At 70.5% G+C, this 18,765-nt stretch carries 17 protein-coding genes; 8 read left to right on the top strand and 9 right to left on the bottom strand.

Annotated features, from left to right (window positions below; all coding sequences use genetic code 11):
- Positions 1 to 6: 6 nt before the first annotated feature.
- Positions 7 to 948 (bottom strand): Bug family tripartite tricarboxylate transporter substrate binding protein, encoded by a 942-nt coding sequence (locus BLR02_RS09970; protein WP_176849476.1) that lies wholly within the window; start codon positions 946 to 948, stop codon positions 7 to 9.
- Between the two features lie 175 nt (positions 949 to 1,123).
- On the opposite strand from BLR02_RS09970, the gene BLR02_RS09965 reads away from it, so the two are divergent.
- Complete coding sequence (locus tag BLR02_RS09965) at positions 1,124 to 1,687, top strand: hypothetical protein (protein ID WP_090564177.1); 564 nt, start codon at positions 1,124 to 1,126, stop codon at positions 1,685 to 1,687.
- Positions 1,688 to 2,215: 528 nt separating this feature from the next.
- Here the strand turns inward: BLR02_RS09965 and BLR02_RS09960 are convergent.
- From BLR02_RS09960 to groES, 3 genes are all read right to left on the bottom strand, one after another.
- Positions 2,216 to 2,419, bottom strand: coding sequence for a cold-shock protein (locus BLR02_RS09960; RefSeq protein ID WP_090564179.1), 204 nt, complete (start codon positions 2,417 to 2,419; stop codon positions 2,216 to 2,218).
- Positions 2,420 to 2,698: 279 nt separating this feature from the next.
- On the bottom strand, positions 2,699 to 4,345 hold the full coding sequence (groL, locus tag BLR02_RS09955) for a chaperonin GroEL (RefSeq protein WP_043358938.1): 1,647 nt from the start codon (positions 4,343 to 4,345) through the stop codon (positions 2,699 to 2,701).
- 103 nt (positions 4,346 to 4,448) lie between these two features.
- Positions 4,449 to 4,760, bottom strand: coding sequence for a co-chaperone GroES (gene groES, locus BLR02_RS09950; protein ID WP_043358940.1), 312 nt, complete (start codon positions 4,758 to 4,760; stop codon positions 4,449 to 4,451).
- A gap of 278 nt (positions 4,761 to 5,038) precedes the next feature.
- Between groES and BLR02_RS09945 the strand changes: the two genes are divergently transcribed.
- A complete protein-coding gene (locus tag BLR02_RS09945) occupies positions 5,039 to 5,311 on the top strand; it encodes an usg protein (protein WP_281177071.1) in 273 nt (90 codons plus the stop codon).
- A gap of 17 nt (positions 5,312 to 5,328) precedes the next feature.
- Here BLR02_RS09945 and BLR02_RS09940 read toward each other — a convergent pair whose 3' ends face one another.
- Positions 5,329 to 6,000 carry a TVP38/TMEM64 family protein gene (locus BLR02_RS09940; RefSeq protein ID WP_245704721.1) on the bottom strand — a complete coding sequence of 224 codons (672 nt, stop codon included), beginning with the start codon at positions 5,998 to 6,000 and terminating at the stop codon, positions 5,329 to 5,331.
- Positions 5,997 to 6,761: a glycosyltransferase family 2 protein gene (locus tag BLR02_RS09935; RefSeq protein ID WP_090662733.1), complete on the bottom strand. Its 765-nt coding sequence runs from the start codon at positions 6,759 to 6,761 to the stop codon at positions 5,997 to 5,999. The genes BLR02_RS09940 and BLR02_RS09935 overlap by 4 nt, the downstream gene beginning before the upstream one ends.
- Before the next feature lie 111 nt (positions 6,762 to 6,872).
- Between BLR02_RS09935 and BLR02_RS09930 the strand changes: the two genes are divergently transcribed.
- Genes BLR02_RS09930 through BLR02_RS09915 form a run of 4 tightly spaced genes read left to right on the top strand, consistent with a single transcriptional unit; the run spans position 6,873 to position 14,475 of the window.
- Positions 6,873 to 7,946 carry a COX15/CtaA family protein gene (locus tag BLR02_RS09930; RefSeq protein WP_090662731.1) on the top strand — a complete coding sequence of 358 codons (1,074 nt, stop codon included), beginning with the start codon at positions 6,873 to 6,875 and terminating at the stop codon, positions 7,944 to 7,946.
- Positions 7,943 to 12,547: a PAS-domain containing protein gene (locus tag BLR02_RS09925; protein WP_090662729.1), complete on the top strand. Its 4,605-nt coding sequence runs from the start codon at positions 7,943 to 7,945 to the stop codon at positions 12,545 to 12,547. The genes BLR02_RS09930 and BLR02_RS09925 overlap by 4 nt, the downstream gene beginning before the upstream one ends.
- A gap of 18 nt (positions 12,548 to 12,565) precedes the next feature.
- Positions 12,566 to 14,008, top strand: a complete 1,443-nt coding sequence (gene tldD / locus BLR02_RS09920; RefSeq protein ID WP_090662727.1) for a metalloprotease TldD — start codon at positions 12,566 to 12,568, stop codon at positions 14,006 to 14,008.
- Entirely contained in the window at positions 14,005 to 14,475 is a 471-nt protein-coding gene (locus tag BLR02_RS09915; protein ID WP_090662725.1) for a GNAT family N-acetyltransferase, read from the top strand. The genes tldD and BLR02_RS09915 overlap by 4 nt, the downstream gene beginning before the upstream one ends.
- On the opposite strand, the gene BLR02_RS09910 is transcribed toward BLR02_RS09915, so the two are convergent.
- The 3 genes from BLR02_RS09910 to BLR02_RS09900 form a co-directional block, all read right to left on the bottom strand.
- Positions 14,444 to 14,974: a TspO/MBR family protein gene (locus BLR02_RS09910; protein WP_176849475.1), complete on the bottom strand. Its 531-nt coding sequence runs from the start codon at positions 14,972 to 14,974 to the stop codon at positions 14,444 to 14,446. The two genes, BLR02_RS09915 and BLR02_RS09910, sit on opposite strands and share 32 nt — an antisense overlap.
- A 60-nt stretch (positions 14,975 to 15,034) precedes the next feature.
- A complete protein-coding gene (locus BLR02_RS09905) occupies positions 15,035 to 16,390 on the bottom strand; it encodes a glutamate--cysteine ligase (protein ID WP_090662721.1) in 1,356 nt (451 codons plus the stop codon).
- Between the two features lie 65 nt (positions 16,391 to 16,455).
- On the bottom strand, positions 16,456 to 17,178 hold the full coding sequence (locus BLR02_RS09900; RefSeq protein ID WP_090662719.1) for a 16S rRNA (uracil(1498)-N(3))-methyltransferase: 723 nt from the start codon (positions 17,176 to 17,178) through the stop codon (positions 16,456 to 16,458).
- On the opposite strand from BLR02_RS09900, the gene ubiA reads away from it, so the two are divergent.
- Positions 17,171 to 18,106, top strand: a complete 936-nt coding sequence (gene ubiA / locus BLR02_RS09895; RefSeq protein ID WP_408735512.1) for a 4-hydroxybenzoate octaprenyltransferase — start codon at positions 17,171 to 17,173, stop codon at positions 18,104 to 18,106. The genes BLR02_RS09900 and ubiA overlap by 8 nt on opposite strands.
- Positions 18,103 to 18,747, top strand: a complete 645-nt coding sequence (locus BLR02_RS09890; protein ID WP_090662715.1) for a class I SAM-dependent methyltransferase — start codon at positions 18,103 to 18,105, stop codon at positions 18,745 to 18,747. Before ubiA ends, BLR02_RS09890 begins: the two co-directional genes overlap by 4 nt.
- The last annotated feature ends 18 nt before the right edge of the window (positions 18,748 to 18,765 follow it).

The raw sequence follows: 18,765 nt of genomic DNA, 5'->3' as shown, positions 1-18,765 counted from the left end.
CCCCTCTCAATCCACCTGGACACCGGTGGCGCGGATCACCGGCGCGAAGGCCGCCTCATTGGCGGTGCGGAAGGCGGCCAGTTCCTCCGGGCCAGCTGGCCAGGGCGTCGCGCCATTCTCCTCGAAACGGGCAATGAGCTCCGGGGTCTCGAGCGCCTGGCGGGCAAGCGCGGCGATGCGCAGCACCATCGGCGCCGGCAGCCCGGCCGGCGCCACGACCGAACCCCAGGAGGTGATCTCGAAACCCGGCAGGAACTCCGCCATGGCCGGGATCTCCGGCGCCTGCGGGCTGCGCTTCGCCCCGGTGACGGCAAGCGGCCGTACCTTGCCCTCCCGCGCTTCGGCCAGCGCCTGGGGGATGTTGTCGAAGATCATGTGGACGCGTCCGGCCATCAGGTCGACATGCGCCGGCGCCCCGCCTCGATAGGGCACATGCACCATCTCAAGCCCAGCCTGCGCCGCGAACATCGCCCCCGAGAGATGCACCGTGGTGCCCGAGCCGGAGGAGGCATAGGTGAATTTGCCGGGGTTCGCCTTCACCAGCGCGATGAGTTCCGGCACCGTCCGCGCCGGCACGTCAGGGTGCACCACCAGCAGGTTCGGCAGCTGCCAGAGCCCGCTGATATAGGTGAAGTCCCGCGTGACATCGAAGGGAAGGCGCCGGTAGAGCGTGGGCCCGATGGCCAGCGGGGCGACGCTGCCGAGGCCGATGGTCCGCCCATCGGGCGCGCTTCGGGCGATGGCCTCGGTGCCGATATTACCAGCCGAGCCGCTGCGGTTCTCGACGATGAATTGCTCGCCGGTCAGCTCCATCATCTTCTGGCACCAGAGCCGCGAGAGGATGTCCGTGCCGCCTCCCGGCGGGAAGATGCCGATGAAGCGGATTGGCCCCGGCGGCCAGTCCACACGCTGCGCCAGCGCCGGCGCCGCCAAAGCGGCAGCGACCATCCCCAATCCCGTACGCCGCGTGACTCGCGCCATACCCGGTCCTCCCCGATTTTTCGTTGCGCCCAGTTTAAGCATTGAGCGGCACGGGCCGCCAGCGCCCAATCGGGGGCGCGGAACATCGGCGAAGCGGCCGCGTTCTTCCTGGCCAGCACCGAATTTTTCAGGGAACACGCGCATGCCCATCGTCATGGACAGCAGCCAGTGGACCGGCGAATACGACCACACCTCCCATGCCGGCCCGGTTGTCTGGGGTGAATTCCAGGATCAGGCCGCGCTCGACGGCGTGGTGGCGAAGCTGCAGGCCGAGCAGTGGTTCCAGGACCTCCAGTCCCGTACGGCCCCCCAGGGAGAACGCCAGGCTGACAACGACCAGGTGATCACGCCGGACGAGAACCCGAAGGGTGCCGACAGCCGGAACCTGCGGCAGAATTTCGTCGGCATCGGCACCGCTTCCACCTCCATGCTCGCTGCGGGCATCGTGATCGCCACGGGCGGCGCGGCCCTGCCGGCTGTGGCAGCCGCCGCGGCGGCCGGTGCGGCGACCCTTGCCGTGGGCGAGACGGCCGGCGCGGCCGCCAGCTCGACCGATACCGGAAAGCGCCCCGAGGAGGTGCTGCAAACCAATGGCCCATCCCTCGGCATCCAGGCCCAGACCGAGGAGGAAAAGGCCAAGGCGCAGAGCTTCCTGCAGGCGCAGGGCGCCCGTCGCGTCTGGGTGCAGGACCAGCAGTCCGCCTGACGCTTGGGCAGGGCCCGGTCGCCACGCCACATCATCCCCGATGATTCATCGGAGGATGGGGGTGGCGGCTGGATCGATGGCTCAGCGTAGCCTCTTCGCCCAGTTTTTCGGCGCTGCGGCGGCCCATCCTGGGCACCGACCCAGCCCCAACCTGCCTGGCCTGACCGCCCGATTGTCCCGGTCCTCAGCAGCGTCGGCGCCAACGGCAATATCGGTGCGACGGCTGCCACGCGTAACTGATCGCGGCGCTCGCCGGCCAGCGCGTGAAGCAGTTGCCCGCTGTGCCGATGATGGCGGAGCCCAGCCTGTCCGACCTCGTCTTCGGCACCGGATCGGCATCCTGCCGTCTCAGTCAGAGGACGGCGCCTGTGGTGATCGCGCGCCAATGCCGGAGTGAATGGCCGATCCAGCCCTGCGCGCGAGGTTCGAGGAGGCTAGGCTCGCTCCCTATGGCGGGCCGCCCGAGCGGCTCGCCACCCCGAGATCCTGCGACGCAGCGGGGTGAGGCTCGATTGAGCCTTGCCTATCTCATAGGGGCTTGAGGTTCGCGGCGGCGGCCTTGCCGCGCTCCATCACCACCTCGTAGCTGACCTTCTGGTTCTCATTGAGCCCCTGCAGGCCCGCCTTCTGCACGGCAGTGATATGGACGAACACGTCCTTCCCGCCATCCTGCGGCACGATGAAGCCGAAACCCTTGGTGGCGTTGAACCATTTCACGGTGCCGATCGCCATGCGATGCACCCTCCCCTTGCATAGGGCACGGGCGCCGATCGCCCGCGCAAAACCGCCAGGCTGGATCGGCTTGAAGGCGTCCGGAAGGTCCGGGTGGGCACGGCAAGGCGGGCCAAGAACGGCTGGCATGACCAGTGGACACGGATCGCCCCGGCCAAGTCAACGATGACGCACACGCGTTGTCGTGAGGGATTCGGCGCTGGAAAGGCAGCATCCCGGCACGAAAAAGGGGCGGGCCCTGCGGCCCGCCCCCGTTTCCGATCAGCCTTGCGGGCTGGATCAGAAGTCCATGTCGCCCATGCCGCCCATGCCGCCGCCCGGGGGACCACCGGCCGGAGCCTTACGCTCCGGACGCTCGGCCACCATGGCTTCGGTGGTGATCAGCAGCGAGGCGACCGAGGCCGCATCCTGCAGCGCCGTGCGCACGACCTTGGTCGGGTCGATGATGCCGGCGGCGACGAGGTCCTTGTACTCGTCCTTCTGGGCGTCGTAGCCGAAGACATAGGTGTCGGTGCGCAGCACCTCACCCGCCACGACCGCGCCGTCCTTGCCGGCATTCTCGGCGATCTGCTTCGCCGGCGCCTGGATGGCGCGACGGACGATCTCGATGCCGACCTGCTCGTCGTTGTTCAGGCCCTTCAGGTGGCCGAGGTTGGTCGAGGCGCGCAGCAGCGCCACGCCGCCGCCCGGCACGATGCCTTCCTGGACCGCGGCGCGGGTCGCATGCAGCGCGTCGTCGACGCGGTCCTTGCGCTCCTTCACCTCGACCTCGGTCGAGCCGCCGACGCGGATGACGGCAACGCCACCAGCCAGCTTCGCCAGGCGCTCCTGCAGCTTCTCGCGGTCGTAGTCCGAGGTGGTCTCCTCGATCTGCGCCTTGATCTGCTCGACGCGGCCCTGGATCGCGGACTTCTCGCCAGCGCCGTCGACGATCGTGGTGTTCTCCTTCTCGATCCGCACCGTCTTGGCGCGGCCGAGCTGGGCGAGCGTCACGCTCTCGAGCTTGATGCCGAGATCCTCGGAGATCACCTCACCGCCGGTCAGGATGGCGATGTCCTCGAGCATCGCCTTGCGGCGATCACCGAAGCCCGGCGCCTTCACGGCCGCGACCTTCAGGCCGCCGCGCAGCTTGTTGACGACCAGGGTGGCCAGCGCCTCGCCCTCGACATCCTCGGCGACGATGATGAGCGGACGGCCGGACTGCACAACCGCCTCGAGCAGCGGCAGCATCGGCTGCAGCTGGCTGAGCTTCTTCTCGAAGATCAGCAGGTAGGGGTTGTCCATCTCGACGACCATCTTCTCCGCATTCGTGATGAAATACGGGGAGACGTAGCCGCGGTCGAACTGCATGCCCTCGACGACGTCGAGCTCGGTCTGGATGCTCTTCGCTTCCTCGACCGTGATGACGCCCTCGTTGCCGACCTTCTCCATCGCCTGGGCGATCATCTCGCCGATCTCGGTCTCGCCGTTGGCGGAGATGGAGCCGACCTGGGCAACCTCGGCGGAGGTGGTGATCTTGCGGGTCTTCGCCTCGAGCTCGGACACGACGGAGGAGACGGCCTTGTCGATGCCGCGCTTCAGGTCCATCGGGTTCATGCCGGCGGCCACGGCCTTGGCGCCCTCACGGATGATCGCCTGGGCGAGCACGGTCGCGGTGGTGGTGCCGTCACCGGCCAGGTCGTTGGTCTTCGAGGCCACTTCGCGCACCATCTGCGCGCCCATGTTCTCGAACTTGTCGGCCAGCTCGATCTCCTTGGCGACGGTCACGCCGTCCTTGGTGATCCGCGGCGCGCCGAAGCTCTTGTCGATGACGACGTTGCGGCCCTTGGGGCCGAGCGTCACCTTCACGGCGTCGGCCAGGATGTCCACGCCACGCAGCATGCGGTCGCGCGCATTGGCGCCGAACTTAACGTCCTTCGCAGCCATGTATGTACCTCATTGGTTCGGCGTCCGGCCGCTGCCTGGGCTAGGTGCCCTGGCGCGGTCCCGTCGGCCAGTGTTGACGAGTGTCAGACCTCAGAGCGGTTGCTCAGGCGGCCTTCGCAACGGAAGCGTTCTCGAGGATGCCCATGATGTCGGACTCCTTCATGATGAGGAGCTCCTCGCCATCGAGCTTCACCTCGGTGCCCGACCACTTGCCGAACAGGATGCGGTCGCCGGCCTTCACGTCGAGCGCGCGGAGCTCGCCCTTGTCGTTCAGGGTGCCGGAGCCGACGGCGATAACCTCGCCTTCCTGCGGCTTCTCCTTGGCGGTGTCGGGGATGATGATGCCGCCGCGGGTCTTCTCCTCGGCCGTCACGCGACGGACGAGAACGCGGTCATGCAGGGGACGGAAGCTCATATGCGGTCCTCTCCTGGCCTATTCTCTTGGAATGGGTCCCCCCGCCGGGAGGCGCCAGCGGGACCGCTAGCACTCACCCCAGAGGAGTGCCAAGCGATCTAGGGCAGGCTTGCGCGGGCGTCAAGGGATTTGCAGCACTCTCCGAGTGCGAGTGCCAACCCACTGAAATCCAACAATTTTGTTGCAAGCCCCCGGGAAAGCCGTGGCAAGCTTCGCGTTGCGAAAGCGGAGGAAATCGCCGGCCGCAACGGCTGGCACCAGTGAAAGGATCGTCTCGCGTGCTGTACAGCCTCGAACGCTTCGTCCGCATCCCCGACTGGCGGCTCACCACCGCCGAGATCCTCTACCACATGCCGGACCATCCCGGCGTGCTGCAGACCTTCGTCTGGCAGAAGGTCGACCACGCCCCGGCCTTCCCCGAGCTCTCGCGCTTCCTGGAATTCTGGCGCCGCGAGATCGAGGGGCCGCTGCATTCCGTCCGTGTCGCCTCCGCCGCCTTGACCCGCCCGGCCGAGCTTCGCTTCGCCAACGGCCAATTCGTCCTGCACTGACGGCCGAAGGAAGGGCGCTATTCCTCCAGCGCCCGCCCCGCGCGGTGCCGCCTGAGCAGGGCGAAGCCGATGGCGATGGAGCCGAGCAGCAACAGGGCCGACAAGCCAAGCTGCCAGGCGCCATCCACGCGGATGCCCTTGCCCAGCAGGGCGAAGACCACCGTCTGCGGCAGGTAGCCGATCGCCGAGGCCGCGACGAAAGGCAGGATCGCGATCCCCGCCATCCCCGCCAGCAGGTTCAGCGCTAGGTTGTTGCCGAGCGGCAGCAGCCGCAGCGCCAGGGTCGCGCCGAAGGGACTCGCCGCCAGCGCATCCCTGAGCGGCCTGAGCCGCCGCCCGAAGCGCCCCGCCAGCCGCCGCTCCGCCCAGCCCCGCCCGACCAGCCGCGCCCAGCCGAAGGAGAGCGCGCAACCGAGAAGCTGCGCCAGCAGCGAGAGCCCCGTCCCCACCACCGCCCCGAAGGCATAGCCCCCGAGGAAGGCGACGCCCTGGCGCGGGATGCCGACGGCCGTCGCCATCATGCCGACCAGCAGGAAGACCCCCTCCCCCCACAGCCCCTGGCCACGGATTCGGCGGTCCACCCATTCGGTACCGAGCATGGCGCCGAGCCAGCGCAGCAGCAGCCCCGCCACCACCAGGCCGGCCGCCAGGACCAGCAGCTTGGCGACGGCCCGCGCCCTCTCGCTCACTCCTCGACCACCGGACGCGAGCCGCGGCGCTGCAGCCAGGCCACGCCGAGCAGATCGAAGACCGAGACGGCCAGCCGGTCCAGCGTGCCGTAGTTGGAGCGCCCACGCACCCGCGGCCGGTGGTTCACCGGCTCGCTCACCACCCGCCCGCCCTGGCGCAGCACCAGCGCCGGCAGGAAGCGGTGCATATGGTCGAAATGCGGCAGGTCGAGGAAGAGCGCGCGGGGGAAGACCTTCAGCCCGCAGCCCGTATCCGGCGTCGCATCGCCGAGCAGCCGGGCGCGGATGCCGTTGGCGATGCGGCTGGACCGTCGCTTCACCCAGCTGTCCCGCCGCGTCACCCGGTGCCCGGCGACCAGCACCGGCGCCGCACCGGCCTGCATCTCGCCCTGGGCCCTGGCCAGCAGCCGGGGGATATCGGCCGGGTCGTTCTGCCCGTCCCCGTCCAGGGTGGCGATCCAGGTGCCGCGGGCGGCCTTCACCCCGGTAATGACGGCCGAGGATTGGCCGCAGCTCACCCGGTGCCGCAGATGGCGCAAGGGGACGTCCGGCGCCGCCTGCCGCAGGGCCTCCGGCGTGCCATCCGTGGAGCCATCATCGACATAGATGATCTCATGCGGCATCCCGGCCAGCGCCACCTCGATCTCGGCAACCAGCGGCGCGATGTTCGGCGCCTCGTTGCGGACCGGGATGACGACGGAGATCGTGGGAGGGGAGGCCGAGGCCGCCGGGGCACCGGCCGCATCGGAGGCGGTCTGCATCGCGGGGCTGCGGTTAGCAGCCGTGGGGACCCGCCGCAAGTCGCAGCGATTGTTGCATCGGAATAGACTTCGGTTGGTGTCTCAGCGGCGGCGCCACCCTATACTGAGACCATGCCATTCGATGCTCCCTCCTCGCCCAAGGCGCGCAGCCGGGCGACCCCTCGCGTGATCGGTTGCTGGCTGCTGGGTGTGGCCGGCATGGTCTGGATCATGGTCGCCATCGGCGGGGCGACCCGGCTGACCGGGTCAGGCCTCTCCATCATGGAATGGGCACCGCTCTCGGGCACCCTGCCGCCGCTCTCCGATGCCGAATGGCAGCGGCTCTACGACCTGTACCGGACCATTCCACAATATGCCCTGGTCAATCAGGGCTTCGGCCTCGACGGCTTCAAGCAGATCTTCTGGCTGGAATGGGCCCACCGCTTCTGGGGCCGGCTGATCGGCCTCGCCTATGCGCTGCCGCTCGCCTGGTTCTGGCTGCGCGGGCGCATCCCCGCGGGCCTCAAGCCGCGGCTGCTGCTGCTGCTGCTGCTTGGCGGGCTGCAGGGGGCGGTGGGCTGGTTCATGGTCGCATCCGGCTTCGAGGCGGACCGAACCGCGGTCTCGCCCTATCGGCTGGTGATGCATCTCAGCCTGGCACTTGCCCTGTTCGCCGCATTGACCTGGACCGGGCTCGGCCTGTTGCGCCCACGCCCCGCCACCATGCCGGCCGCCACCGGCAGCATCCGGCGCCAGGCGAAGGCGGCCGCCTGGCTGCTGGTCGCGGCGATGCTGGCCGGCGGTTTCGTCGCCGGCAACCGCGCCGGGCTCGACTACAATACCTTTCCGCTGATGGAAGGCAGGCTGGTGCCGGAGGGCTACTGGCGTCTGGCGCCGGCCTGGAGCAACCTTACCCTCAATGTCGCGGCGGTGCAGTTCAACCACCGCCTGCTGGCAAGCCTTGCCGCCCTGGCCGGGCTCGGCGCCGCCTTTGCCGGCTGGCGCCGCCTGCCTCCCGGTTTCGCCCGCAGCGCCTGCCTCGGCCTTGGTGGGGCCGTGGTCCTGCAATACGCCCTCGGCGTCGCCACCCTGCTGCATGCCGTGCCGGTCTGGCTCGGCACCCTGCACCAGGCCTGCGCCGTGCTGGTCCTCACCGCGGCGCTCCTCGCGCTGCATGGCCTCCGCCCCCCGAAGAGGGTGACATGATCGAGGCAAGCCTGCCCGCCGCGCCGGAAATGGACTCGCCACCGCCATCCTCCCCCTTGGGCAGTCCGGGGCAGGAGCGCCCCGACCTGCTGCCGCTTCTGCTGGCCAGCATGCGGCACGGCATTGCCTTGTTCGACGCCGCCGGCCGGTTGGTGGCGGCGAACGAGCTGGCGCGGCGGCTCGGTGCCCTCCCCGGCGACACGCTGCCCATCGGCGCATCGATCGAGGCGCTGATCGAGGCTCAGGCCGCCGCCGGCGAGTTCGGCGACGAGGCGCAGACGGCTGCCCAGCTGGCCGCGGCCCGCAGCTTCGACCGCAGCCGACCCGGACGCTATACCCGCACCCGGCCGGACGGCAGGGTGCTCGAGATCACCTCGGACCCGACGCCGGATGGCGGCTTCATCGCGACCTACAGCGACATCACCGCCCGTAGCCGCGCCGAGGAGGCCGCCCGGGACCGCGCTGCGATGCTCTCGGCCGCGCTCGATTCCATGCAGCATGGCTGCCTCATCTTTGGCCCCGACGATCGGCTGCTGGCCCTCAACGCCCTGGCCACCTCCTGCGCCGGCCTCGCCCCAGGGGATCTGTCGCCCGGCCACAGCCTGGCCGAGCTGGCGCAGCGGCAGTTCGAACGCGGCGCCCTCGGCGAGGGGGAGGCGGCGGAGTTGCGACGGCAGCGTCTGCTGCAGGGCGAGCATGGCCATGCCGCGCAGGACACCCTGATCCTGCCGGACGGCAGGGTGGTGAAGGTCATCTCGAACCCGATCCCCTCCGGCGGCCGCGTCATCACCTTCACCGACATCACGGCCCTGGTCGCGGCCGAGAAGGCGGCCGAGGCCCGGGCCGCCACGCTGCAGGCGATGCTCGAGAACATGCGCCACGGCGTCACCCTGTTCGATGCCGGGCACCGGGTTGTGGCAACGAACCGGCTGATGCCCCAGCTCGCCGGGGTCCCGGCGGCGGAGGTCATGCCCGGCCGGCACCTGCGTGACCTGATCGCCGCCCAGGTCGCCGCCGCTGCGAGCGGCGACCCGGAACTCGACCGGCGCCATGCTGCCGAGGCCCTTACCGCCGACCGGTCCCGGCCATTGCGGCATACCCGCCCCTCGCGCGACGGCCGCGTGCTCGACGTCACCTCGGACCCCATGCCGGATGGTGGCTTCGTGCTCACCATCACCGACATCACCGCCCTTGCCCGGGCGGAGGCCGAAGCGCGCCAGCAGGCCCAGGTGCAGGAGGCGATGTTGAGGGCGATCCGCCACGGCATCGCCCTTTACGACGCCGATGGCCGGCTGGTTGCGGTGAACCGGATTTCCGGCAGTGCGGGCGGCCCGACCTTTCCCGAGGGCGACCGCCCCCTGCCGGCCGGCACGCATTTCATCGATGTGCTGCGCCGCCAAGCCGCGATCGGCGGCCTCGGCCCCGAGCCGGAACGGGAATTCGCGCGGCTGGTCGCTCTCGACCGGCGCCAGTCGCACCGGTACATGCGCCGCACCAGCACCGGCCGGCTGATCGAGGTCCATTCGGATCCGATGCCGGATGGCGGCTTCGCCATGACCTTCTCCGACGTCACCGCCCTCGCAGAGGCCGAGGCGGAGGCCGAATCCCGGGCCGCCATGTTCCGCGCCGCGCTCGACAACATGCGGCACGGCTTCATGCTGTTCGGGCCCGACCGCCGCCTTCGCGCCACCAACCGTCTGGCCTCGGAGATCGGTGGCCTCTCCGCCGAGGAGCTGGCACCCGGCATCCTCATCGATGAGCAGATCCGCCTGCACCATGCGCGCGGCATGTACGGCCCGCCGCCCAAATCCGACGAGACCCTGGCCCGGCTGCTGCAGGCCGATCGCAGCAAGCCGTGGCGCCGCACCCGGCACATGCCGGACGGCCGCGTGGTCGAGGTCTTCAGCGACCCGACGCCCGATGGCGGCTTCGTCATCACCTTCACCGACATTACCGCCCGCTCCGCGGCGGAGGCCGAAGCGCAGGACCGGGCGCGCAACCTCCAGGTGACGCTCGACAGCATACGCCACGGCATCGCCCTCTATGGGCCGGACCGCCGCCTGCTGCTGGCGAACCAGCTTGCCGGGCCAGGCCATGGCTTGTTCAACCTGCCGGCCCGCACCGGCGTGCTGTTCGACGACCTGCTGCACGAGCAGCACGCGCTTGGCATGTTCGGGTCCGAGCCGGAGGCCTCACGGGTCCTTGCCCAATCCCTCACGCTCGACCGCTCCAGGCCGAGCCGGCTGCAGCGCCGGGCGCCGAACGGGCAGGTCTTCGACATCGCCTCCAACCCGACGCCCGATGGCGGCTTCGTCGTTACCCATTCCGACGTCTCGGAACTCGAAGCCGCCAAGGCGGAGGCCTCCGAGCGCGCCGCCATGCTGCAGCTCATGTTCGACAACATGCAGCACGGCATCACCTATTTCGGGCCCAACGAGCGCCTGCGCGCCTTCAACCGCCTCGCCGAGGATACCATGGGCGGGCCCACGGTGCGGCTGCGCCTCGGCATGACGCTCGATGAACTCGGCCAGCTCCAGGCCGCGGCCGGTATCCTGGGCGATGCGGACACCGCAGCTGCCATCCTGGAGCGGCGGCGGCGCATCGACCGCAGCCGCCAGCACCGCTACCTCCGTCGCGGCACCGGCGGACGGTTCATCGAGATCATTTCCAACCCGGCCCCCGATGGCGGCTTCGTCGTCACCCATTCCGACGTGACCGAGTTGTTGAAGGCGCAGGCCGCCGCCGCCGAGCGGGCCTCCCAGCTCCAGGTCATGCTGGACAGCATGCGGCATGGCATTGCCCTTTTCGACCGGGATCGTTGCCTGCTGGCGGCCAATGCGCTCGCCGCCCAGATCAATGGCCTGCCGGTGGATGCCCTCCAGCCAGGCCGCCGCATCGAGGACATTGCCGCCGAGGTAGTGGCCGTGGGGCTGATCGACGCCGCCGAGGTGGAGAAGCTGCTGCGCGAGGACCTCCACAGCCCGAGCCGCATCACGCGTCACCGCCCCGACGGTAGCGTGATCGAGATCGTCCGGGACCCGACGCCGGATGGCGGCTTCGTCATCACCTACAGTGACGTCACCGCATTAACCCGGGCCGAGACGGCCGCGCGCGAGCGGGCCGGCGTGCTGCAGGTGATGCTGGAGAATACCCGGCACGGCATCTGCTACTACGGGCCGGATCGGCGGGTCATCGCCGCCAATTCCCTGGCGTCCGACTTCGGCGGCTATTCCCCCGGCACGCTGCGCCCCGGCCGCACCCTCGAGGAGCTGGTCGATGACCAGCTGACGCATGGCGTCGCGGGCGACCAGGGCGCCGAGACGGCGCGGATGGCGCTCGCCATGGATCGCAGCCAGCCCGCGCGCTACATGCGCACCGCGGAGGATGGCCGCATCATCGAGGTCACCTCCGACCCGACGCCGGATGGCGGCTTCGTCGTCACCACCTCGGATGTCACGCCGGCCGCCCGCGCCGAGCAGGAGGCGCGGAGCCGCGCCGCCATCCTGCAGGCCATGCTCGACAACAGCCGGCAAGGCATCACCCTGTTCGACATGCAAGGCCGGGTGCTCGCCGCCAACGGCATGGCCGCCAGCATGAACGGCCTGCCTCCGGATGCCCTCTCGCCGGGCCAGCCCATCCAGGCGCTCATCCGGGCCCAGGCCGAGCTTGGCTACTTCGACGCCGTCACGTTGGAGGATGCGCTGTCATTGGTGCCGGAGGACCGGCCCTGGCCCGTGCCCTATAGCCGCCAGCGCACCCTGGGCGGGGGGCGCATCGTCGAGATCACCACCGACAGCGTGGGCGGCGTCGGCTACATCCGCAGCTACCGCGACATCAGCGAGGAATTGCGTGCCCGTGCCGAGCTGGAACGCGCGCGCGATGCGGCCGAGGCAGCGAACCGCGCCAAATCCCGCTTCCTGGCCACCATGAGCCATGAGCTGCGGACGCCGCTGAACGCCGTCATCGGCTTCTCCGAAGCCTATATGATCGACAACGACCCAGCCCGGCGGCTCGACTACGTGCAATCGATCCATGAGGCCGGCCGGCACCTGCTCTCGCTGATCGACGACATCCTCGACGTCACCCGTTCGGAGACGACCGGCTTCGCCATCACCGAAAGCCGGGTCGATGTGGTGAGCCTCGCGGAGGGCGCCGTCCATATGATGCAGGCCACGGCCGCCACCGCCGGCGTCTCGCTGCGGGCCAGCCTGCCGCCGAGCCTGCCGCCGCTGCGGGCCGATGAGCTGCGGCTCCGCCAGGTCTTGCTGAACCTCGTGGCCAATGCGGTGAAATTCACCCCATCCGGCGGCGCCGTCACCCTCGATGCCGGGATCGAGCCGGAGGGCGACCTCCTGCTGCGCATCACCGATACCGGCATCGGCATGGAGGCGGCGGACATCCCGCGCGCCTTCGAGCCCTTCACCCAACTCGATTCCTCGCTCTCGCGCCGCTTCCCCGGCTCCGGCCTCGGCCTATATCTGGCAAGGGCACTGGCCGAGGCGCAGGGCGCGACCCTCACCCTCGACAGCACGCCCGGCGCCGGCACCATCGCGGTACTGCGCTTCCCGAAAGCCCGCCTCCTGGCCGACATGGCCGCCTGAACCCGGAGAGCCCCTACTATGCCGCTCGACACGCCGCTTTCGGTCACCGATCGTCTCTTCTTCGCCGAGGAGGGCCTCGACCGCGCCGGCGCCGAACGCCTGGTGCAGGGCGCCCTGGCCGGCGCCGATGACGGGGAGCTATTCCTCGAATACCGCGAGAGTGAGGGCATCTCGCTCGACGATGGCCGTATCCGCTCGGCCACCTTCGACGCCATGCGCGGCTTCGGCCTGCGCGCGGTCGCCGGCGAGGCAGCCGGCTATGCCCATTCCGGCGAAATCTCCGAGGCCGCGCTGAAGCGGGCGGCGGAGACGGTCGGCGCCGTGCGCCATGGCCATTCCGGCACGCTGGACCTCGCCCCACGCTCGACCAATGCCCGGCTCTATGCCGATGGCAACCCTCTGGCGCTGATGGATTTCGGCGCCAAGACCGCCCTTCTCGGCGAGATCGACGCCTTCGCCCGGGGCCGCGACCCGCGGGTCAAGCAGGTCATGGCCTCGATCTTCGGCGAATGGCAGGCGGTACAGATCCTCCGCCCCGATGGCACCCGCGTCGCCGATATCCGCCCGCTGGTCCGGCTCAATGTCGCCGTGGTGGTGGAGCAGGACGGGCGACGGGAGACCGGCAGCCATGGCCTCGGCGGCCGTTTCGACTATGCCCGCATCCTGGCCGAGCCGGTTTGGCAGGGCGCCGTGGACGAGGCGCTGCGCCAGGCGCTGGTCAATCTCGACAGCGTCCCGGCCCCGGCCGGGGAGATGGAGGTGGTGCTCGGCCCGGGCTGGCCCGGCATCCTGCTGCACGAGGCGATCGGCCATGGCCTCGAGGGCGATTTCAACCGCAAGAAGACCTCGGCCTTCGCCGGCCTGCTTGGCCAGCGCATCGCGGCACCCGGCGTGACCGTGGTGGATGACGGCACCATGCCGGACCGCCGCGGCAGCCTCACCGTGGATGACGAGGGCACCCCCTCCAACCGCACCGTGCTGATCGAGGACGGCATCCTCACCGGCTTCCTGCAGGATCGGCAGAATGCGCGCCTCATGGGCGTCGCCTCCACCGGCAACGGAAGGCGGCAGTCCTATGCCCATATCCCGATGCCGCGCATGACCAACACGGTGATGCTCGGCGGCCAGCATTCGCCGGAGGATATCCTCCGCAGCGTCAAGCGCGGCCTTTACGCGGTGAATTTCGGTGGCGGCCAGGTCGACATCACCAGCGGCAAATTCGTCTTCTCCGCCTCGGAGGCCTATCTGATCGAGGACGGCAAGCTCGGCGCCCCGGTGAAGGGCGCGACGCTGATCGGCAACGGCCCGGACAGCCTCACCAAGGTAGCGATGGTCGGCAACGACCTGGCGCTCGACCCGGGCATCGGCACCTGCGGCAAGCAGGGCCAGGGCGTGCCGGTCGGCGTCGGCCAGCCGACGCTGAAGCTCGCCGGCCTCACGGTCGGCGGCACCGCCGTATGACCATCCGCCCGGCTCGCTTCGGCGAGGCGCCGCTGCTCGCGGCGATCGTCGAGCGGGCCTATGGCCCCTGGGTGCCCGCCATCGGCCGCCGTCCGATGCCGATGGAGGATGACTACGCCGCGCGCATCGCCGCCGGCGAGGCCTGGGTGTTGGAGGAGGCGGGTGCGCCGGTCGCCCTGGTGGTGATCGAGCGCCATGCCGGCCACCTGCTGCTCGACAACATCGCCGTCGACCCTGCCCGCCAGGGACGCGGCGAGGGCCGCTTGCTGCTCGATTTCGTCGAGGCCGAGGCGGCGCGGCTCGGCCTGCCGGAGGTGCGGCTCTACACCAACGTCCTGATGGAGCGGAACATCGCCCTCTACGCCCGCCGCGGCTATGCCGAGACAGGGCGCGAGGTGCAGAAGGGTTTCAGCCGCGTCTTCATGGCGAAGCCGGTCAGCGGTTCCGCCGCCACAGCTCCTCGCTGAGCAGCGCGGCGAAGCCTATCCAGGCCGCATAGGGCGCCGCCATCCAGGCCGAGGCCGGATCGACCCGCCGCGCCGCATCGACATAGGCCGCGGCATTGGCCACCGTCACCCCCGCCTCCACCGTCGCCGCCCCCAGCCGCCGCTCCCCGAAGCCGAGCCAGAGCCAGAGCGCGTTCAGCACCTGGATGCCGAACCAATGGCCGAGCGCCCGGTCCCGCGCCGGGCCCCGTGGAGCGTTCCAGATCCGCAGGCCCGAAAGGGTCAGCAGGGCATAGAGCGGCCCCCAGATGGCAAAGACCGGGTCGGGCGGGTTGAAGGGCGGCTTCTCCAGCCGCTCGTAGTCCCGCCGGATACGGCCATGCGCCGGCGAGGGCGAGTAGAGGCTCGACACCAAGGCGGAGGCCAGCACCGCACCGCCGGTCACCGCCAGGCCGAGGCCGATGCCCCGGCTGCTTCCACCCGGTGGAACCGCCGCCCGCCGCATCAGGGACCCGTCCATCGCTGCCGTCTCCACCCATCCACCGGGCGGAAACCGCATGACCCCGGACAGGGTTCCGGCCTACACCTCGGCCTGCAACAGCGCCCGCGCCGCATCGCCACCCCAGCTGCGGTCATAGAGATGCAGCAGCCGGTCGGCCTGGGTCAGCCCGCTGGCGACGATCTCGTCGAGCGGCGCGAGATAGACCTCCTCTCCGAGGCCCCGCGCCCGCAGCCCGTCCCGCGCGATGGCGAGGACGTCCCGCGCCACATCCCGCACGCTCCGTCCGCGGATGGTGGCCGAGAGGGCTTCCCGTGGCGCCGCGGCCCGCAGCGCGCGGATCTCCTCCAGCCGCCAGTCGCGGATCAGCGCCGCGGCCGCCTTCTGCGCCGCATCGTCATAGAGCAGCCCGACCCAAAGCGCCGGCTTGGCCACGATCATCGCCGGGCTGCCGACATCCGAGCCACGCATCTCGAGGAAGCGCTTGAGGCGCACGTCGGTGAAGGCGGTCGTCACATGGTCGGCGAAATCGCCGATGGTGGCGCGCTCGCCGGGCAGGATGCCGAGCCGTCCATCGAGGAAATGGCGGAAGCTCGCCCCCGCCGCATCCAGCCAGCGCCCTTCGCGCATGACGAAGTACATCGGCACGTCGAGCAGCCAGTCGGCGAAGCGCTCGAAGCCGAACCCGTCCTCGAAGACCACGCCAGGGATGCCGGTGCGGGCGCCGTCCGTATCGGTCCAGACCTGGCCACGCATGCTGCGGAAGCCGTTCGGCCGCCCCTCGGTGAAAGGGGAGTTGGCGAAGAGCGCCGTCGCCACCGGCTGCAGCGCCAGCGAGACGCGCAGCTTCTCGACCATGTCGGCCTCGTCGCCATAGTCGAGATTGGCCTGCACCGTGCAGGTCCGCTGCATCATGTCGAGGCCGAGGGAGCCGACCGTTGGCATGTAGCGCCGCATGATGGCGTAGCGGCCCTTCGGCATCCAGGGCATCTCGGCCCGGCTATGGGTCGGGTGGAAGCCGAGCGCGGCGAAGCCGAGCCCCATCGGCCCGGCCACCTGATGCACATCCCGCAGATGCGCCTGGAGCTCGAGATGCGTCGCATGCAGGTCGGCCTGGACGGCGCCGGAGAGCTCCAGCTGCCCGGCCGGCTCGAGGCTGATCGAGGCACCGCCCCGCTTCAGCCCGATCGGCTTCCCGTCATCGAGGATGGGCTCCCAGCCGAGCGCGGCCAGCCCCTCCAGGATGGCGCGGATGCCCCCTGGCCGGCCCCCTGCCTCGTAGGCGGGAGTCACGAAATCCGAGCGGAAGAAGCCGAATTTCTCGTGCTCGGTGCCGACCTTCCAGGTGCCGCGCGGCTTGCAGCCATCGGCGAACCAGGCCGCCAGCTGCCGCCGGTCGGTGATGGGCGTCAGATCCGCTTCGCCAGGATTGGACATCCTGCCCTTCCGTCATGTCCCGGCCCGGGCGGAGTTGCCCAATGCCATATGCCAATCGATGCTGGCTATTCGGTCCAATCGCCCGCCAACGCCTGGAGAAGCGTCAACCCCGCGATGGCCGCCGTCTCCGCCCGCAGGATGCGGGGGCCGAGGGCAGCCGTCGAAACAAAGGCGCGCCGGGCCAGATCGTCAAGCTCCACCCGATCGAACCCACCCTCCGGCCCGACAAGCCACGCCCAGGGGGCGTGCAACCCCTTGGCGGCACGCGCGAGGGGCGGCCTTTCCCCCCGCTCCGCGCCGACCAGCAGAGGTATTCCATCCCATGCCTCCAGCACGGCCGGCAAGGGCTGAGGGGCACCGATGCGCGGCAGGCTCAGCCGCTCGCACTGCTCGGCCGCCTCCTGGGCGATGGCGGCGAGGCGGGCGGCATTCACCCGGTCCGCCACGCTGCGCCGGGTGAAAACCGGCTGGATCAGCCCGATGCCGAGCTCGGTCGCCTTCTCCACCACCCATTCCATGGCATCGCGCTTCAGGGCGGCGACCAGCAGGCGGGTATCGGCCTGCGGCGGCTGCGGCCGGGCCTGCCGCTCCGGCAACAGGGCGCAGCGATCCTTGCGGATGGCGGCGATGCGGCCCTCCCACTCCCCGTGCCGGCCGTTGAACAGCAGCACGGCATCGCCCGGGCCGCGCCGCATGACGCTGCCGAGATAATGCGCCTGGCCCGGGGTGGCGGGCACTTCGCGCCCGGCCTCGAGCGGTTGGTCGAGATAAAGCCGCGGGATGGACATGGCGCCCTTTCGCTGGAACAGAGGGCGCGTGCAAGGCTTCACCGACATCGAGAGGCGCGGCTGGGTCGCGCGACTGCCCGCCGGCTGGCAGCCCTATGCGCTGCTCGCACGGCTGGACCGGCCGATCGGCTCCTGGCTCCTGGTGCTGCCGGGCCTCTGGGCCTTCGCCCTCGCCGCGCCGGGCTGGGCGGAGGGGCTGCGCCTCGCGCTCCTCTTCGGCATCGGCGCGGTCGCCATGCGCGGCGCCGGCTGCGTGGTGAACGACCTGTGGGACCGTGACATCGACCGCCGCGTGGAGCGCACCCGCGGCCGGCCACTGGCCGCCGGCACCGTCAGCCCGCGCCAGGCCCTCGCCTTCCTGGCCGCCCTCTGCGCCATCGGCCTCGCCATGCTGCTGCAGCTGAACGGCACGGCGATCCTGCTCGGCATCGCCTCCCTGCTGCCGATCCTGCTCTACCCGCTGGCCAAGCGGGTGACGAACTGGCCGCAGGCGATGCTCGGCCTCACCTTCTCCTGGGCGGCGCCGGAGGGGATCGCCGCCGCGACGGGCCAGGTGGATGCGGTGGCGCTGATCCTCTGGGCCGCCGCCTTCTGCTGGATCCTCGGCTACGACACGATCTATGCCCATCAGGACCGCGAGGACGACGCCAAGGTCGGCATCGGCAGCACCGCGCTGCGCTGGGGCGAGCGGACGCGCCCCTTCCTCGCCGCCTGCTACGCGGCGACGCTCGGCCTGCTGGCGCTGGCCGGCTGGCAGGCGGGCCTCGGCTGGCTCTATCTCCCCGCCCTCCTCCTGCCGGCCGCGCTGCTGGCGCGGCAGGTGCTGACGCTCGACATCCACGACCCGGCCCATTGCCTCCGCCTGTTCAAGTCGAACCGGGAGGCCGGGCTCGCCATCGCCCTCGCCTTCCTGATCGGCCGGCTGTGAGCGGCGCCGCGGATTTCCTCCGCGCCCATACGGCGGTGGCCCGGCCGCCGCTGGTGCCGGAGATCCCCCTCCACCTCGCCACCGAGATCACCCCGATCTGGCAGGCAACCGAGGCCTGGCTGGCGCGGGAGGGGATCGAGCCACCCTTCTGGGCCTTCGCCTGGCCGGGCAGCCAGGCCATGGCACGGCTGATCCTCGACCAGCCCACGAAGGTTGCCGGCCGCCGGGTGCTGGATTTCGCCGCCGGCTGCGGCCTTGCCGCCATTGCCGCGGCGCGGGCCGGGGCGATGCTGGTCGAGGCGGCCGAGATCGACCCGCTGGCCATCGCCGCCATCCGGCTGAACGCCGCGCTGAACGGGGTGGCGGTGACCGCCCTCGATGGCGACGTGGTCGGCGCCCCCTGCCGCTGGGACCTCATCCTCGCCGGCGATGTCTGCTACGAGGCGCCGATGACCGCCCATATTCTGCCCTGGCTGCGCGCCATGGCAGCGACGGGGGCGGAGGTCTGGCTCGCCGATCCCGGCCGCGCCTATGTCCCGCGCGAGGGCCTGGCCGAGATCGCCCGCTTCGCCGTGCCGGTGACGCGGGAGCTGGAGGACCGGGAGATGCGGGCGGTCACCATATCCCGCCTGCTGCCCTGATGCCGCCACGGCACCGGC

The sequence above is a fragment of the Belnapia rosea genome (assembly GCF_900101615.1).
Classification (GTDB): domain Bacteria; phylum Pseudomonadota; class Alphaproteobacteria; order Acetobacterales; family Acetobacteraceae; genus Belnapia; species Belnapia rosea.
The sequence above is the reverse complement of the archived record's forward strand: the minus strand, read 5'-3'. Positions and strand labels throughout refer to the sequence as shown.

Excerpts from the sequence above, each read along its gene's own strand:
- BLR02_RS09970 (WP_176849476.1), bottom strand. The coding sequence starts at position 948 with ATGGTCGCTGCCGCTTTGGCGGCGCCGGCGCTGGCGCAGCGTGTGGAC.
- BLR02_RS09965 (WP_090564177.1), top strand. The coding sequence starts at position 1,124 with ATGCCCATCGTCATGGACAGCAGCCAGTGGACCGGCGAATACGACCAC.
- BLR02_RS09960 (WP_090564179.1), bottom strand. The coding sequence starts at position 2,419 with ATGGCGATCGGCACCGTGAAATGGTTCAACGCCACCAAGGGTTTCGGC.
- groL (WP_043358938.1), bottom strand. The coding sequence starts at position 4,345 with ATGGCTGCGAAGGACGTTAAGTTCGGCGCCAATGCGCGCGACCGCATG.
- groES (WP_043358940.1), bottom strand. The coding sequence starts at position 4,760 with ATGAGCTTCCGTCCCCTGCATGACCGCGTTCTCGTCCGTCGCGTGACG.
- BLR02_RS09935 (WP_090662733.1), bottom strand. The coding sequence starts at position 6,761 with ATGCAGACCGCCTCCGATGCGGCCGGTGCCCCGGCGGCCTCGGCCTCC.
- BLR02_RS09930 (WP_090662731.1), top strand. The coding sequence starts at position 6,873 with ATGCCATTCGATGCTCCCTCCTCGCCCAAGGCGCGCAGCCGGGCGACC.
- BLR02_RS09925 (WP_090662729.1), top strand. The coding sequence starts at position 7,943 with ATGATCGAGGCAAGCCTGCCCGCCGCGCCGGAAATGGACTCGCCACCG.
- tldD (WP_090662727.1), top strand. The coding sequence starts at position 12,566 with ATGCCGCTCGACACGCCGCTTTCGGTCACCGATCGTCTCTTCTTCGCC.
- BLR02_RS09915 (WP_090662725.1), top strand. The coding sequence starts at position 14,005 with ATGACCATCCGCCCGGCTCGCTTCGGCGAGGCGCCGCTGCTCGCGGCG.
- BLR02_RS09910 (WP_176849475.1), bottom strand. The coding sequence starts at position 14,974 with ATGGACGGGTCCCTGATGCGGCGGGCGGCGGTTCCACCGGGTGGAAGC.
- BLR02_RS09905 (WP_090662721.1), bottom strand. The coding sequence starts at position 16,390 with ATGTCCAATCCTGGCGAAGCGGATCTGACGCCCATCACCGACCGGCGG.
- ubiA (WP_408735512.1), top strand. The coding sequence starts at position 17,171 with ATGGACATGGCGCCCTTTCGCTGGAACAGAGGGCGCGTGCAAGGCTTC.
- BLR02_RS09900 (WP_090662719.1), bottom strand. The coding sequence starts at position 17,178 with ATGTCCATCCCGCGGCTTTATCTCGACCAACCGCTCGAGGCCGGGCGC.